Raw genomic sequence first — 14,774 nt, forward strand, 5'->3', positions numbered from 1 at the left:
CTTCGATGACAACTGCGTCCAGGTCCGACTTTATGCCTCGCCGGACCGCTACGATCGCGGGCTGTGTACTACGCCAACGACGCACGCGTGCTAGGGCTGATCGGTACGACGTTCCGCGCCGCCGGGCTGCCCGCGATCCGCGTGACAGTGCCGGCCGCCCTCGCCCAGCGCGCGGTTGCCGCCTGGGAGCACGACGACACCGCCGCCCCGGCACAGCCCGAGGACACCTTCGCGCGCCTGCAACGACAGCGCGCCGGGGCACTCGCGCTGATCGGGCTGTCGATCACCGAACGCGGCAAGCTCGACGAGGACGGCAACACGATCGTCGACCTCAGCCCCGAACTGATCGGCGTCGCGATGGACGCGGCCGACGACGTCCTGCGGCGCTGATCAGCGGCGCGGTTCACCTGACCGGCGCGCCGGTCCAGCTGTCCGGCGGGCCGGTTCAGGTGTCGGCTGCACCGCGCGTCTCGATTGACGTCGGCGGCGGGGTTCGGAGAGGATGTGGATCCGGCGCGGCCCGCGCCCCACCTTCGTCGACCGGCCCCAGCTCGGTCACAACGAGAAGGCAAAGGGACTTCCTGTCTCGGGCCGCTCGTCCTGGTCAGTCGCCTCGGACGGATCGCTGGGGGATCGCGTACGAGTGCGTGGAAGGCCAGATGACAGCGCACAGGAACTTCAAGCAACGGGTGCGAGCCCGAGCCGCCAAGACCGGCGAGTCCTACACGACTGCCCTCCGGCACTTCCGTCCAACTCCGACAGGAGCAGACATGCCGGAAGAAACCACACTGCGGTTCGCCGTCGTCCAGTCGACGATGCACCAAGATCCGACCAACGCCGACGAGCTGCGCGCGGGCGGCGCCGAACTCCGCGACTTCATCAGGCAGGCGGCCGCGGCCGGCGCCCGCGTGGTGCACTTCACGGAGGGCGCGCTCTGCTTCCCGAGCAAGCAGATCATGTCGTCGCTCGGCCCGGACGAGGTCGGCGCCTCGGACTGGACCAAGGCGCAGTGGACCGTACTGCAGTCCGAGCTCGACCAGATCAACGCGCTCGCCGGTGAGCTAGGAATCTGGGTGGTCATCCCCTCGGTGCACCGACTGCCGGAGGGACGCCCGCACAACAGCATGTACGTGGTGTCCGACCAGGGGAAGGTCGTCGCCCGGTACGACGAGCGCACCCTGTCGCCCACCAAGGTGAAGTGGATGTACACGGCCGGGAAGCAGCCGGTGACGTTCGATGTCGACGGGTTCCGGTTCGGGCTGGCGCTCGGGCTGGACGTCCTGTTCCCGGAGCTCTTCGTCGAGTACGACCAGCTCGGCGCCGACGGCGTACTGGTGTCGTATTCAACGCATGGCGTGTCGGGCCACGAGCACATCGCGGTGCACGCGCGCGGGTGCGCGGTGAACAACACGTCCTGGATCAGCCTCTCCGTGCCGGCGAACCCGGACGGCGGGCTGGCGTCAGGCGTGGTCGACCCGCGGGGCGAGTGGGTCGCGCAGGCTCCGCTGGACGGCGCGCCGGCGATGGCGGTGGCCGAGATTCACCACGCCGAGTCGACGCAGGTCGGGCGCGAGTTCCGGCGGCAGACGCGGGAGCGGATCAGCTCGTAGTACTCACAGGTCCGGGTTCTGACGCGTTCTATCTGTATGAACAGGCATGCGGTGGTCAGCACCCGGATCGGTGAGCTCACGGTGGTGGTGTCGGAGGATGCGCTGGTCGGCGTGTACTTCCCGCATCACTGGGTGAAGCCCACGGCGGAGACGCTGGGTGAGCGGGTCGAGTCGACCGACCCGCTCATCGCGCTCGTCGTCGGGCAATTGGATGACTATCTCGAGGGACAGCGGGTGACGTTCGACCTGCCGGTCCGGCTCGAAGGCGAGGCGTTCCAGCGGCGAGTGTGGGCGGTGCTCGAGGAGATCCCGTACGGCGAGACGACGACGTACGGCGAGATCGCTGCGCGGCTCGGGGAGCCCGCGTACATGGCACAGGCCGTCGGGAAGGCGGTCGGGCAGAACCCGGTGTCGATCGTCGTCCCGTGCCACCGGGTGATCGGGAAGAACGGATCGCTCACCGGCTACGCCGGCGGCCTCGAGCGCAAGCAACTCCTGCTGGACCTCGAGCAGCCGGTCGGCGCCCGGTTGTTCTGAGCTGCGGACCTGAGGCACTCATCAGTGTCCGCCCGCCGCCGCTCTTGAGCGTGCGTCCGCTCGGTTCGGCGCAATTGGTGAGTGCTGGCGGTCCGCCCTACGACAGGTCGCCGACCTGGGCTGCGTACCAGTCGAGGTCGGTGAGGTGTTCCGCGATCTGGCGGAGGGTCCAGTTGGGGCTGCGATCCTTGTCCCACTCGGCGGGGTCGAGGGCGGCGTACCGGAGCACGAACGTCCGCCCCAGCCGGGTCAGCCGCTGCTCGGCCTCGCGAACGTCCTCCTCGGTGAACGGAGCGAGGTCCGCGGCGGAGGTGAGCGCGCTCGCGTGCCACTCGTCGGGCTGCGTCGGTACGCCGGCCAGCAGCGCCTCGACCTCCGCGAGGTGATCGATCAGGTGGTCCGCGATCCGGCGTACGGCCTTGTGCGGCGTGAAGGTGCGGTCGTCGTCGGAGGTCCGCGGAACGCCGTCCCACGCGGGCCAGGTGACGACGTACTTCAATGAGCGCTGGACCGATTCGGCGACGAGCTCTCCCGGGTTCTGAGTCATACCGGCGACGCTACGGCCGTCACACTTCGGTGGCGGCCGAACTGATCCCGAGACGCTCCGCGAGGCGTTCTGCGTCGAACGGCGAATGCACCTTGGCGTCGTTGTCGAAGTACACGTAGGTGTCGCACTTCCACGAGCGGACCTTGCGCGCCCAGCGATCGAGTGACTTGTCGTCGTACCCGCTGACGTACAGCTCGTCCGCGCCGTGCAATCGGGCGTACGCGAAACCGGCTGTCACCTCGTCGAACATCGGCCACTTGCCGGCCGTATCCGCGCAGACCACCGCGATGTCGTGCTCCCTGGCGAGGTCCAGGAAGCCGTCGGTCTTGAAGCTGTCGTGGCGTACCTCGAATGCGTACCGGAGCGGTTGCTCCACGCGCGCCTCGAGCAGGGCGCGTCCTTCCATCCGCTCGTCGTGCCGCTTCGCGATCTCAGCCGCCTCGACCGTTGTCCGCGGCAACTGTGCGAAGAAGCTTGCGCAGCGGTCGTGGTCGTACTGGAAGTTGGGCGGCAACTGCCAGAGCACCGGCCCGAGCTTGTTGCCCAATGCAAGAACCCCGGAGGCGAAGAAGTTCGCCAACGGGGCGTCCACGTCGGCCAGTCGTTTGAGGTGCGTGACGAAGCGCGGGCCCTTCACCGCGAAGACGAAGCCCTCGGGCGTCTCGTCGTACCAGCGCTGGTACGACTCCGGGCGTTGCAGCGCGTAGAACGAACCGTTCAGCTCGATCGAGTTCAGCCGGCCGGACGCGTACTCGAGCTCGGCGCGCTGCGGCAGCCCGTCGGGGTAGTACACCTTGCGCCAGGGCGGGTAGCGCCAGCCCGAGATCCCGACGCGGTACGGGGAGTCCGGCCAGCTTGTCATCCCTCGATTATGGTCCCGCCATGGAGATCGACCGCGGCGCCTATCCGGAGGCGCAGACGCCCTGGGACGATCCGGCGTGGCGTACGGCTGCCCTCGACTGGCTCGAGGTGCGGCTCACGGAGCTGGGGGTTCGCGAGACCGGTCCGCGGCGCGTCCGGGTACGGCCATGGTCGGTGATCGTCCGCGTCGAGGCGGCGAGCCCGGTGTGGTTCAAGGCAGCGTCGCCCGGGAGCGTGTTCGAGGCGGGGCTGGGCGAGGCGTTGGCGCGCTGGACGCCCGAGCACGTGCTCACGCCGTACGCCGTCGACGCCGCGCGCGGCTGGTCGCTGCTCCCGTCCGGCGGCGAGCTGTTGCGGAGCCTGCCGCCTGGGCCGCAGGAGTGGGAGGAGGCGTTGACGCAGTACGCGGACCTGCAGTTGGCGCTCGTTCCGCGGGTCGAGGAGCTACTGCGTCTCGGCGTACCGGATGCTCGGGTTGCGGTGTTGCCGGCGGTCTTCGACGTGGCGGTCGCGGAGAACGGGACGTTGAGCGCGGAGGAGCGGGCGCGATTGCGGGCGTTCCGGCCGCGGCTGGTCGAGTGGTGCGACGAGCTGCGGGCGATCGACGTACCGGACTCGCTGGATCATGCGGACCTGCACGACGGGCAGATCCTGGTGGCGGAGAGGTACACGTTCTTCGACTGGGGCGACGCGAACGTCGGGCATCCGTTCTGCAGCCTGCTGATCGCGCTCGAGCGGGCGGCGGACCTGCACGGTACGGAGGTGGTTGCGCGGCTCGAGGACGCGTATCTGGACCGCTGGCCCGGGTCCTTGGCCGAGTTGCGGAGGGCGGCCGAGCTCGCGCGCCACCTGAGCCAACTCACCCGGCTCCGCTCCTGGGGTCGGCTCTTCCCCACCGCGGCCCACCTCGGCGACCCGGAACAGGCAGCCGCTCTCCTCCGCCTCCTCGCCACCGCGTGACCCGGATCCCCAGGCCATCACAATCGGCACCGTCTCCCGCGCCTCCGCCTGATCGCGCCGAGGCTGCGCAATTGTGATGGCCTGGAGATCCGGATCGTCAGGTCGGGATCCAGGTCGGCCACCAGGGCGGGACGTTGCCGGGGCAGCTGCCGGGGGAACCGGCTGGCGTGCCTTGCCAGGAGAACAGTGCGAGGTCAGCGATCGCGAGCGCGATGGCGGCGGCGATCAGCGAGAACAGGAACGCCTTCCCCGCGTACCGGAAGACGACGGTGAACAGGACCAGGTTGACGATCAACGCGATCGGTACGCCGAGGAACAGCAGCGTCAACCCGTTCGGCACGCTGCCGGTGACGTCCACCCCGCACGCCTTCCACGACCGCGACGTGAGCACAATCAGCCCGAACGCCGCCCCACCACCTACGACCACCGCAAGGAACGACTCTCCCTTGCTCCCCTTCGCACCAAACGCCATGCCCATCACGTTAAGTGATCCACCGGCCCACCACACCTCGTCCGGCGGGTACAGCACAATCAGCGGATGGACATCAAGCACCGCATGATCGTCTTCGACGCCGCCGACATCGAAACGGAGAGCGCGTTCTGGGCCGGACTCCTCGACGGCACCGTGGAGAACTGGGGTCCCACCTGGCGGGCGATCTGGGTCGACGGCGGCTGGGCCCTCGGCGTCCAGCACGCCCCCAACCACGTACCGCCGGAATGGCCCGACGGTACGCCGCAGCAGATCCACCTCGACCTCTACTTCGAAGGCACCGAGGCGCACGCTGCCGCACACGACCGGGCCCTCGCCCTCGGCGCCCGCCTCCTCAAACCCGCGGACGAACCCGACGCGCCGCGAGGCGTCCAGGTCTACGCGGACCCAGCCGGTCACCCGTTCTGCCTCTGCTGGGTCCCGGGCTGATCGCCCTCGATTCAGTGCTCAGGGTGCAGGGCGTTGAGGACCTGGGCTGCGAGGTTGGTGGGTGGGGTGGTGGCGGAGATGAGGTGGGCCCCGTAGCCGGCGTTGTCGGTGTCGGCCCGGGTGTGCCAGTGGAGTACTCGCTCCAGTTCCGCCGGGGTCGAGCCGAAGGCGCCGCGTTGGACGAGGCGGTGTTCGAGGGTCGCCGCGTCGACGGTCAGGCAGACGACCTTCGCGAACAAGTCCCAGATCTCGTTCTCGTTGCCGACGGCGCCGGTGATGAACGCCGTACGCTCGCCGGCCTCGGTTGCGATCCGTCGTACGGTCTCGAGTGGCAGGCGGTACGTGTTCTCCGCGAACCAGGTGCCGTCCCGCTCCGCCGGCATGCTGACCTCGGCACCCGTCGTGTTCGAGAACCAGCGCGCCAGCCTGTCCGCGTCGACGTCGTACACGAGGTATCCGCGCCGCCGCAGCTCGACGCCGACCGTCGTCTTCCCGACGCCTGACACACCGGTGAGGTAGACGACACCCATCAGGTGGACTCGCGTTTCGGTGGGAGCCACAGCAGGACGTCGACGGGCTCGAGATCGGCTGCCGGTACGACAACGACCTGGTGCTCGTCCTCGTACAGCACGCGGCCGGGCTCGGGCGACGTGTAGCGCTCGCAGCGGACGTTGTGCGCGGCGAGGATCTCCAGGTACCCCGGGATCGGCTCGAACAGGTCCGTGGCCGACGGCTTGAACCAGGCCGCGGCATGCGGGTTCTCGTCGTAAACGGTGGGGTCGACGTTCGACGGATTCGTGTACGTCGCGTCGTACCAGGCGTTCGTCGTACGGCGGAACTGCTCCTCGTCGGCGCTCAGATAACCACGGTGCCCGAGCATGTTGACGAGCCCGAAGATCCCGATCCGGCGACCGCGGCGATCCGGCACGGGACTCTGGTACCTCACGTACGTCGGCATGCGCTGATTGTGCCCGCTTTCTGTCGGCGGCGCCGTCTACGCTCGCCGACCATGACGGACCTCGCTGCGACCCGCGACTCGTACGACGCGTTGGCCGCGCACCACGCCGACGTGATCAGCTCCGGGCTGGACGACCTGCCGTTGGAGCGTGCCCTCCTGTCCACCTTCGCCGAGCTAGTGCTTGCTGGAGGCAACAAACAGGTTGTCGATGTGGGTTGCGGCCCGGGGCGCGTGACGATCTTGCTGTCGCGACTCGGGCTCGATGCGTTCGGCGTGGATCTCTCACCCGGGATGATCGCGCTGGCGCGGCAGACGTACCCGGACCTGCGGTTCGACGAAGGGTCGATGCTGGAGCTGGATCTCCCTGATGCACAGGTCGGTGGGTTGCTCGCTTTCTACTCGATCATCCACCTTCCGTGGGAGCTTCGAGCGCGGGTGTTCGCCGAATTCCATCGGGTGCTCGCGCCGGGCGGGACGTTGATGCTGGCGTTCCAGGTCGGGGACGAACACCGCCGGCGTACGGAACTCTTCGGGACGCCGGTCTCGCTCAGCTGGTACCGGCAGCAACCGGACGAGGTGATCGCGTTGCTTCGGGAGGCCGGGTTCGCGAGTTGGGCGACGGCCGTTCGGGAGCCGGGAGAAGGGGATGGTGCGCCGCGGGCGTACGTGATCGCGCGGAAGTCTTGACCGGTGGAGTTGTCAGGCTTAGCCTGACAGTCGTGTCAGGGTGGACCTGACAAGACTGGAGGTCATCATGCCGGACAACATGCTGCGCTGTTCGTTCTGCGGGAAGCTCGCGGACGAGGTGCAGCAACTCATCGCCGGGCCCGGGGTGTTCATCTGCAACGAATGCGTCGAGCTGTGCGAACGCGTCATCAACGACCAGCCGCTACCGTCCTTCCCGCCACTGGACGGCAAGACCGACGAAGAACTCCTCGCCGACATGGCCCGCATCGATGCCTCCCGCGGCCAGGTCGAAACCGCCATCCAGGACCGCGTCCTCCGCCTCCGCTCCCGCTCCGTCACCTGGGCCCGAATCGGCGAAGCCCTAGGCATCAGCCGCCAATCAGCCTGGGAACGCTACTCCGGCGAAGAATAGGCCGGCGCGGATGACGGGCTAGGTCAGGTGGGGTAGCCAGGGGTGGTGGGGGTTGGTTTTGTTGAGGGTTTGGTGGAGCCAGGTTTGTTGGAGGCTGGTTAGGGTGGGCCAGGTTTGGGTTAGGTCGTGGGTGTCTTTTGTACGTTGTTTGCGGGCTTTGAAGAACAGGACGATCTCTGGGTTCAGGTATCGGATCTGGTTGTCGGCGATCCAGGTGACCTGGTCGATCTCGGCGGTGTGTTCGGGCAGGAACTTGTTGGTCCAGAGGCCGTCGCGGTCGGGGGTCAGCGGCAGGTCGATCACCCAGGGCGCGTCACCGTGTTCGCGTACCCAGAGCTGGCTGGCGGGGTGAAAGACGTCGGGATGCTGGTCCGTCAACGGCCGCATGTCGCCGCCTGCCAGGTTCCACAGATCCCATCGCCCACGTACGTGCTCCCGCAACGCCGGAACATCGCACGCGAGGATCGACACGTCGACATCCTGGTGCTCCCGCCGGACGCCGGTGAACGCATCGATCGCCCACCCACCGACCACCCACCACGGCCGCCCGAACCCCTCCATCACCCCAGCAACCCCAGCCGGATCGAACGCCTCCCACCGCCCGTACAACCGAGCCCAATACTCCCGCTCCGCCACCTCACCCGCGTCCTCAATCACCCACCCCACGCTCCTTACCTCGTCCTCGGAATGCGCCGCTCCACGAGGAACCGCGCGACCTCGCCGACGTAACGGGTGGTCTCCTCCACGTTCGGGAAGTGTGCGCTGTCCTCAAAGACGCGAAGTTCTGCGCGCGGCAGCCGAGTCGCCAGATCGCGCGGACCGTCGACACCCGCATTTCGGTCCCACAGCCCGATCAGTACCAGCACCGCGACGTCCACCTCCGCCAGTTCGTCGACGAGTGGCCGCGTCCGTGGCGGTTGGGCGGCCAAGGCCGCGTCCATCGCACCCATGTTGACGAGACCGCTCCGCTCCCACAGATCTCGGACCAGCGTCGCGACGCCAGGCCGGTGGAAGAGGAAGCGGTCAGTGGTCTTCCGGTCGACGACATCCCAGACACTGCTGGGCCCTGAACGCTCCTGGGCCGCACGGATCGCCGTACGCAGGGCCTTGTCGGTGGCGACCGCTTCGAACCCCGATACCCAAGGTGATGGAGCGCCCCGTGCTGTCAGCCCCGTTCCCTGCAGGATCAGCTCGGCGACGCGGTCAGGATGGGCAACGGTGTACTCGGCGGCCAGATCACCGCCGAACGAGATGCCGAGCAGAACGATCCGTGGAAGATCCAGGTGACGACGCAACTCCTCTAGATCGTCGACCAGGAGCGGTATCGAATACTGCTCGTCGTCCGGCGGATCGCTGCGGCCGGAGCCGCGCTGTTCGTAGTACACGACCGGGCTGTGCCGTTCCAGGTCCGGGCCGGTCAGTCGTTCGAAGTCGTAGATGAAGCCGCCCGGGCCGCCATGCACCACGACAAGAGGCGTCGCGGCACGGAGGTCGCCGACCGTACGCACCCAGTGCCGGACTCCGTTGATCACGGCGTACGCCTCACTCATCCCCTCAGTCTGCCCTTGTCGATAGGTTGCCGGGGTGAATGATGAGTTGATTGAGGCGGCTGCGGGGGTTTTGTTTCCGCATGAGGTTGATGGGCGGGTGTTCGGGGATGTGGCCTCGGCGCTCGTCACCGAGGGTGGGAACGTGTACGTGGGGGTGTGTATCGACACGACCTGCGGGACCGGGATCTGCGCCGAGCATGCGGCGATCGCGGCGATGGTGACCGCTCGCGAGTACCGGATCGCGAAGATCGTGGCGGTCTGCGGCGGGAACGGTGGGCCGCTGTACGTGGTGCCGCCGTGCGGGCGGTGCCGGGAGTTCATCCGCCAGATCGATCCGGGCAATCTGGCGACCGAGGTGGTTCTCGGCCGGAGCGAGACGTTGACGCTCGACGCATTGCTTCCGGCGAATGCGAGGCCAGTACCGCAAGCCTGAACCGCTGTCAGACCAGTGCGGGGGTGGGGGCTTGCCGGCGGGTGATGATGAGCGTGCTGATGATGTCGGCTACGTAGACGAACTGCAGGAGCGTGTGGAGGACGTACGCGCCGGGTGTGATGGCTCGGTGGCGGAGTAGCAGGCTGAAGTAGGCGATGCTGTAGATCGAGGTCGGAAGCAGCATCAGGTAGGTGCCGATGGCCGCAGGCACCAGGCCGGTCAGCGTGAAGATGCCGATCAGCGCGAAGCCGCCCGGGCCCGCAAACAGGAGCGCTCCCCTGGTGAGGATTACCGGGATGAGCGATACGAAGAAGACGACGATCGTGCACACCGCGAAGTTCTGGATGAAGAGCGGGATCATCACGAGCTTGACGTTCCGGGCCGTACGACCGAGCGTCTCCAGGTCGTCCATCAGGAACAGTCGCACCGCCGTACGGAACGCGACCAGCGGCACGACCGGGACCACCACGAGCAGGATGAACTCGACGGACACGCCGTACGCGAGGTGGTAGAGCGCCCCCGACAGGAAGCCCGAATCGAGGTAGTAATGGTCATCGTGATGGACGATCAGCAAGATCGCGAAGAACACCAGCCAGGGCACGGCGATCGCCGACCCCGCCGCGAGCACCCCGGTCAGTAGGTGCTTCGAGAAGCGCCCGGGCGGGCGGGCCGTTCCGAGGATCCGCCGGGCGACCTCGACCACCACGATCGTGCTCAGCACGTCCACGACGAACAGGAAATGCATGGCCATGGTGACGCCGAAGAACACCCGCCCGATCCGGTCGTCCTTGCGCAGGAGCACCAGCATCGCCACGCCGTACGCCGATGTCGGCAGCATCACGACGTAGGTGAGGAAGGCGAGCAGCAACCCCAGGAGGAACCCGTCGAGGCCGAGGCGGTCGCTGTCGTTGGCGCCGACGACCAGGACCACCTGTGTGAGCGCGAAGAGGTTCAGGATGAAGAACGGGACGGCGACGAGCTTCACCAGGTTCGCGGACGCTTGCAGGGCGCCGAGGTCGCGCCGCCGGGACAACCGCACCGCGTCGTACCCGGCGAAGCAGCCGAGGACGACATAGACCGCGAACCACACGCCGAGGACCGCCCACATGATCGCCCGGTCAGCCGTGGTGTCGATCCGGTACGGCTCCTGCCCTTCGAAGGCGAAGGCAACGTATGCCATCAGTGCGGCGCCTGTCGCGAGCATCACCCCCACCGCCTTGGCCATCCCCGTGCTCGCCATACCCGCCTCTCCTGGTCTGTACCGGAGTCCCAATACTCCCGTCCGGACAGGTCAAACGAGCGAGCGTCAGGCGATCAGTGCCGCGACCCATTCGTCGTGGTGTTCGGCGGTGTAGTCGGCGGCCGGTCCCCAGAAGTCCGCGTGGCCCTCGGCGTAGTGCGTGGCCCAGGGTTGTTGGCCGGTTTCGTGGCCGCGGACGAGCAGGTCGTACGAACCACGCGTACGGGCGGCCATCTGCGCGGGGAACGCGAGGCGCTGCTCGTGGTCCAGTCCGTACCCGTCCGCGAAGACGCGCAGTCGTGGGGCATCGACCGTGACGTCGCCGTTGGGCAAGAGCGGTACGAGCGTTTGGGCGGCGTACCCGAGATCCCACAGGCGCGTGGACGGTCCGGCGTTGTCCCAGTCGATGAAGACCCAGCGGTCGTCGTCGCGGACCAGGTTCCAGGGCGCGAGATCGCCGTGACAGATCAGGTCACCGCCGGCTGGATCGGGGACGACCGGGTTCCATGCGACGTCCGGCGGCGGTACGAAGGACTCCATCGCGTCATGGAGTTCGCGGATCAGCCGCGCGACGCGACGCAGTTCGTCGACGGACAGGGGCGGCAGCGTGTCGGCAAGAGCGCCCGGGATGTACTCGAGGACGTGGCGTCCCTGGTCGTCGCGGCCCAGAGTCCGCGGGGCGCCGTCGAACCCGGCGAGATGCTCGAGCATGGCCTCGACTCCGGCCGTGTGCGCGAGCGCCGGCTTCCGTACGGTCGCACCGATCCGGACGACCCGGTCCGCGACGTTCCCGCCGGTCAGTACCTCCTCGGCATCCACGCCGTCATCATGTCGCGCGGATCGCCGTACCGGAACGCAATTATGGTGGACCGGCGCGAACGGCGCCCTTACCGTGGTGCGGTGACAACGGTCAGGCAGGTCCAGATCACCTTCGACTGCGCGGAGCCCGAACGGGTCGCGCGCTTCTGGTGCGAGGTGCTCGGGTACGTCGTACCGGAGCCGCCGGCGGGGTTCGCGTCGTGGGACGAGTTCAGCGCCACCCAGCCGCCGGCGGAACGCGGCAAGTGGTTCGCCTGCACCGACCCGAACGGCGAAGGGCCGCGGCTGTTCTTCCAGCGCGTCCCCGAGGGCAAGGTCGTCAAGAACCGCGTCCACCTCGACGTACGCGTCGGCACCGGCCTCGTCGGCGCGGAGCGTCTCGCCGCGCTCGAGGCCGAACGCGACCGGCTGATCCCGCTCGGCGCGGTCCAGGTCCAGGTGCTGTACGCCGACGGCGAGAACGAGTCCTGTATCTCGATGCAGGATGTCGAAGGCAACGAATTCTGCATCGATTAAGCTTTTCCTGATCGGCTGTTCGGGCCGGTCCTGATGATGGCTCACGGCGTGCCGAAGAACGCCGCTCACATGCACGATGTGCTCACGCTGGTGTTCGAAGTAGTCGACGACCGGCCGGACTGGCCGATGCTCGGGATCCGCGTCAACGGACGCAACCCGTTCGAGGGCGTCGCGAAACTGTGGCGGGGATTTGCTCCCGGCGTCATTCTCGGAGCGGATGCACCGCTGGTGCCTGACGACGCAGGGCAACGCGTCGCCGTGTACCGCTGCTCCTGCGGCGAGGCGGGCTGCGGCGTCATCGCGCCGTACATCGTCGCCTCGCCGGATCGTTCGCGGATCTCGTGGGTCGACTTCCGCGACTACGTCGGCGTCTTCTTCAGGCCGCTCGCGCCCGAGTCGGCCGACCACGAGGGCCGCCCGTGGGATCTTCCCGACCTCCACTTCGACCGATCCCAGTACCTGTCAGAAGTACGCCGAGCGACCGCCGACCGCTCCTGGGAAACCCCACGCCGCCGCACAGCCCGGCTGCTCGAAGACAAGCTGCGCCCCGTACTTCCCACCCTCGACTGGGTCAGCCCCGCCTGGCGCGCGGAAGGCGTACAAATCTCACTCCAGCAACCCGCCGGCACCCAGCTACTACTCCACCTCACCAGCACCGCCCCCACCCCCGACGAAGCCGCCGACGACATGGCCACCCAACTACTAACCACCCCACCCACCAACTGGCCCCACCTGTTCGCCTCGGGGCGACCGTGACCAACAACCGGATGGCACACGCCCAGCACGCAGCGCGCGAACGACGGATTGTGAGCTGACCGTGAGCTGCAGCTAGATGGGTGCGGAGGACTGTCGGCGGTGGGGGTTAGCGTTCGGGGATGGTGGTTGGGGTGCCTGTGGCGCGGCCTGTTGGGCCGGATTTTGCGGGGTCGTGGGTTCGGTGGTGGTCGTCGGGTGAGTGGGAGCGCGCCGTTGACGGCTGGGTGAAGGGTCGGCTGGCTGAGGTTGGGCGGCGGGTGTGTGGGGAGCCGGTGACGTATCGGGCGCGGTTCTGGTCGGTCGTGCGGTGTTATCCGACCGCGGACGGGCTGGTGTGGTTCAAAGAGAACAATCCCGGGCATCGGTTCGAGGCAGGGCTAGTTGCGGCGTTGTCCGAGTTGGCGGAGTCGTCGGCGGCGAGGTTGGGCGACTTGGCGTCGTACGGGGTGATCGTGCCGCTCGCGGTGGATCGGGAGCGCGGCCGGATGCTCACCGACGATTGCGGACCGACGCTCACGCACGCGGACGTCGAGGATCAGCCGACGCGCCGCATCGTCGTTCAAGCCCTCGCCCGTCTCCAATGCGCAGTCCTCGGGCGGATCGAGCCCGAGGACCATCCCGGCATGATCGAGCTCCCACCGACGTCGGCCGGCAACCACGTACGCGCCATTGCCCGCGAATGGTCCACGCTGCAACCGATCCATCCGCTGCGAACCGAGCCGGACGTTCTCGTACGGGCTGAGCGCGCCGCCGACGTACTCGATCAACGAACCGCGTCCCTCAGCGACAGCGTCCCGCTCGACGTGGAGTTCAACGACGTGTACCCGGCGAACATCTTCGCCGACCGCTCCACCGGCGTACTCAGACCACGCTTCTTCGACTTCGGCAATGCACTCTGGGCCCATCCGTTCGTCACGCTGCACGGCTTCCTCGACGCAGTCGTCGAATGGAACTGCGCACCCCTGTCTCACGAAGACCGTGAAGAACTGCTCGACATCTACCTCGCAGTCTGGCGAGAACGCCTCGACGCGGACCCCGCCGTACTGCGCCGCGACCTCGACGTCACCGAGGCGCTCGTCGGCGTACACCGGCTGGTCTCGTGGTCGCGACTGATCCCGTACGCCGATGAACTCGAGCTCCGCACCCGAGCAGAGATCCCGCTGAAGTACCTCGCCACAACCTGCGCAATCCGTTAAGAGGAGGAAGGACGCGCGCAATCGGGGCAGAATCACCCATGTGAAGAAGCCGGACGCCGAACCCGTGATCGCACGCAACCGCAAGGCCGCCCATGACTACCAGCTGGGCGAGTCCTGGGAGGCGGGGATCGTGCTGCTCGGCCTCGAGGTGAAGGCCCTCCGGGCCGGGCGAGCGTCCTTGGTCGGCGGCTTCGCGATTGTCGAGAACGGGGAGATCTGGCTGCACGGCGTACACATCCCGCAATACATGCAAGCGCGCTGGTTCAACGACGGCTCTCGCCGCAAACGCAAACTGCTGCTGCACCGCGCCGAGATCGACAAAATCGAACGCAAGGTCAACGAAAGCGGCCTGACCATCGTCCCGCTGACCCTTTACTTCAAAGACGGCCGCGCAAAGGTCGAAATCGCCCTGGCCCGCGGCAAGAAGACCTGGGACAAACGCCAAGCCCTCGCCGAACGCGAAGCAACCCGAGAAGTAGAACGCACCCTCAACCGCCACCTCAAAGGCAAACCCAACTAACCACTCCGTGGCCGTTGAGTTGGTTATCTCCGTCGAGGTTCAGGGTGATAGTAGACAGTGATCGTCAGGTCGTCCTTGTCGGCAGTGACGTCCGACTGGAACGTCAGGTCCTGCACCTGAACATCGCCGAGCGAGTCCAGGGTGTCAGCGACCCTGCGAAGCAAAGCCGCAACATCACCAGAGCCGAGTCCGGCCGGATTCGACTGTGAGAAATGCCGGATAGTCCACCCTGGATCAGGCAACAGTCGCTCCT

20 protein-coding genes and 1 pseudogene are annotated in these 14,774 nt (G+C 67.5%); 12 read left to right on the forward strand and 9 right to left on the reverse strand.

Features of this window, described 5'->3' with window-relative positions:
- The first annotated feature begins 63 nt into the window (after positions 1-63).
- The 3 genes from ACGFI6_RS08720 (at position 64) to ACGFI6_RS08730 (ending at position 2,147) form a co-directional block, all read left to right on the forward strand.
- Positions 64-390 carry a hypothetical protein gene (locus ACGFI6_RS08720; RefSeq protein WP_393116435.1) on the forward strand — a complete coding sequence of 109 codons (327 nt, stop codon included), beginning with the start codon at positions 64-66 and terminating at the stop codon, positions 388-390.
- A gap of 380 nt (positions 391-770) precedes the next feature.
- A complete protein-coding gene (locus ACGFI6_RS08725) occupies positions 771-1,610 on the forward strand; it encodes a carbon-nitrogen hydrolase family protein (RefSeq protein ID WP_393116437.1) in 840 nt (279 codons plus the stop codon).
- 36 nt (positions 1,611-1,646) lie between these two features.
- Complete coding sequence (locus ACGFI6_RS08730; RefSeq protein WP_393116439.1) at positions 1,647-2,147, forward strand: methylated-DNA--[protein]-cysteine S-methyltransferase; 501 nt, start codon at positions 1,647-1,649, stop codon at positions 2,145-2,147.
- 97 nt (positions 2,148-2,244) lie between these two features.
- Here ACGFI6_RS08730 and ACGFI6_RS08735 read toward each other — a convergent pair whose 3' ends face one another.
- Positions 2,245-2,694, reverse strand: coding sequence for a hypothetical protein (locus tag ACGFI6_RS08735; protein ID WP_393116441.1), 450 nt, complete (start codon positions 2,692-2,694; stop codon positions 2,245-2,247).
- A 19-nt stretch (positions 2,695-2,713) separates the two neighbouring features.
- Positions 2,714-3,556 (reverse strand): DUF72 domain-containing protein, encoded by an 843-nt coding sequence (locus ACGFI6_RS08740; RefSeq protein ID WP_393116443.1) that lies wholly within the window; start codon positions 3,554-3,556, stop codon positions 2,714-2,716.
- Between the two features lie 20 nt (positions 3,557-3,576).
- Here ACGFI6_RS08740 and ACGFI6_RS08745 point away from each other — a divergent pair, with 20 nt between their 5' ends.
- Positions 3,577-4,515: a phosphotransferase gene (locus tag ACGFI6_RS08745; RefSeq protein ID WP_393116445.1), complete on the forward strand. Its 939-nt coding sequence runs from the start codon at positions 3,577-3,579 to the stop codon at positions 4,513-4,515.
- Positions 4,516-4,612: 97 nt separating this feature from the next.
- On the opposite strand, the gene ACGFI6_RS08750 is transcribed toward ACGFI6_RS08745, so the two are convergent.
- The gene (locus tag ACGFI6_RS08750) at positions 4,613-4,987 is read right to left on the reverse strand and encodes a hypothetical protein (protein ID WP_393116447.1); all 375 of its coding nucleotides are present in this window, start codon (positions 4,985-4,987) and stop codon (positions 4,613-4,615) included.
- A gap of 66 nt (positions 4,988-5,053) precedes the next feature.
- On the opposite strand from ACGFI6_RS08750, the gene ACGFI6_RS08755 reads away from it, so the two are divergent.
- Positions 5,054-5,434 (forward strand): VOC family protein, encoded by a 381-nt coding sequence (locus ACGFI6_RS08755; RefSeq protein ID WP_393116449.1) that lies wholly within the window; start codon positions 5,054-5,056, stop codon positions 5,432-5,434.
- Between the two features lie 11 nt (positions 5,435-5,445).
- Here ACGFI6_RS08755 and ACGFI6_RS08760 read toward each other — a convergent pair whose 3' ends face one another.
- Both ACGFI6_RS08760 and ACGFI6_RS08765 read right to left on the reverse strand, forming a co-directional pair.
- Positions 5,446-5,964 (reverse strand): AAA family ATPase, encoded by a 519-nt coding sequence (locus tag ACGFI6_RS08760; protein ID WP_393116451.1) that lies wholly within the window; start codon positions 5,962-5,964, stop codon positions 5,446-5,448.
- Complete coding sequence (locus tag ACGFI6_RS08765; protein WP_393116453.1) at positions 5,964-6,392, reverse strand: hypothetical protein; 429 nt, start codon at positions 6,390-6,392, stop codon at positions 5,964-5,966. Before ACGFI6_RS08765 ends, ACGFI6_RS08760 begins: the two co-directional genes overlap by 1 nt.
- 51 nt (positions 6,393-6,443) lie before the next feature.
- Between ACGFI6_RS08765 and ACGFI6_RS08770 the strand changes: the two genes are divergently transcribed.
- Complete coding sequence (locus ACGFI6_RS08770) at positions 6,444-7,079, forward strand: methyltransferase domain-containing protein (RefSeq protein ID WP_393116454.1); 636 nt, start codon at positions 6,444-6,446, stop codon at positions 7,077-7,079.
- Between the two features lie 67 nt (positions 7,080-7,146).
- Positions 7,147-7,264, forward strand: a pseudogene (locus ACGFI6_RS08775) (ClpX C4-type zinc finger protein); the annotation flags it as partial.
- 245 nt (positions 7,265-7,509) lie between these two features.
- On the opposite strand, the gene ACGFI6_RS08780 reads toward ACGFI6_RS08775, so the two are convergent.
- Both ACGFI6_RS08780 and ACGFI6_RS08785 read right to left on the reverse strand, forming a co-directional pair.
- The gene (locus tag ACGFI6_RS08780; RefSeq protein ID WP_393116456.1) at positions 7,510-8,148 is read right to left on the reverse strand and encodes a nucleotidyltransferase domain-containing protein; all 639 of its coding nucleotides are present in this window, start codon (positions 8,146-8,148) and stop codon (positions 7,510-7,512) included.
- Between the two features lie 14 nt (positions 8,149-8,162).
- The gene (locus ACGFI6_RS08785; RefSeq protein WP_393116458.1) at positions 8,163-9,041 is read right to left on the reverse strand and encodes an alpha/beta fold hydrolase; all 879 of its coding nucleotides are present in this window, start codon (positions 9,039-9,041) and stop codon (positions 8,163-8,165) included.
- 97 nt (positions 9,042-9,138) lie between these two features.
- On the opposite strand from ACGFI6_RS08785, the gene ACGFI6_RS08790 reads away from it, so the two are divergent.
- The gene (locus ACGFI6_RS08790) at positions 9,139-9,474 is read left to right on the forward strand and encodes a cytidine deaminase family protein (RefSeq protein WP_393116460.1); all 336 of its coding nucleotides are present in this window, start codon (positions 9,139-9,141) and stop codon (positions 9,472-9,474) included.
- A 7-nt stretch (positions 9,475-9,481) separates the two neighbouring features.
- On the opposite strand, the gene ACGFI6_RS08795 is transcribed toward ACGFI6_RS08790, so the two are convergent.
- Both ACGFI6_RS08795 and ACGFI6_RS08800 read right to left on the reverse strand, forming a co-directional pair.
- Complete coding sequence (locus ACGFI6_RS08795; protein WP_393116462.1) at positions 9,482-10,714, reverse strand: DUF6652 family protein; 1,233 nt, start codon at positions 10,712-10,714, stop codon at positions 9,482-9,484.
- A gap of 66 nt (positions 10,715-10,780) precedes the next feature.
- Positions 10,781-11,533, reverse strand: a complete 753-nt coding sequence (locus ACGFI6_RS08800) for a phosphotransferase (protein ID WP_393116463.1) — start codon at positions 11,531-11,533, stop codon at positions 10,781-10,783.
- Positions 11,534-11,575: 42 nt separating this feature from the next.
- On the opposite strand from ACGFI6_RS08800, the gene ACGFI6_RS08805 reads away from it, so the two are divergent.
- The 4 genes from ACGFI6_RS08805 (at position 11,576) to smpB (ending at position 14,521) form a co-directional block, all read left to right on the forward strand.
- Positions 11,576-12,049, forward strand: coding sequence for a VOC family protein (locus ACGFI6_RS08805; RefSeq protein WP_393118088.1), 474 nt, complete (start codon positions 11,576-11,578; stop codon positions 12,047-12,049).
- Positions 12,050-12,097: 48 nt separating this feature from the next.
- Positions 12,098-12,805, forward strand: a complete 708-nt coding sequence (locus tag ACGFI6_RS08810) for a hypothetical protein (RefSeq protein ID WP_393116465.1) — start codon at positions 12,098-12,100, stop codon at positions 12,803-12,805.
- Positions 12,806-13,077: 272 nt separating this feature from the next.
- On the forward strand, positions 13,078-14,001 hold the full coding sequence (locus ACGFI6_RS08815; protein ID WP_393116467.1) for a hypothetical protein: 924 nt from the start codon (positions 13,078-13,080) through the stop codon (positions 13,999-14,001).
- Between the two features lie 40 nt (positions 14,002-14,041).
- Positions 14,042-14,521, forward strand: coding sequence for an SsrA-binding protein SmpB (smpB, locus tag ACGFI6_RS08820; protein WP_393116469.1), 480 nt, complete (start codon positions 14,042-14,044; stop codon positions 14,519-14,521).
- The last annotated feature ends 253 nt before the right edge of the window (positions 14,522-14,774 follow it).

The sequence above is a fragment of the Kribbella sp. NPDC048928 genome (genome assembly GCF_043197975.1).
Classification (GTDB): Bacteria; Actinomycetota; Actinomycetes; order Propionibacteriales; family Kribbellaceae; genus Kribbella.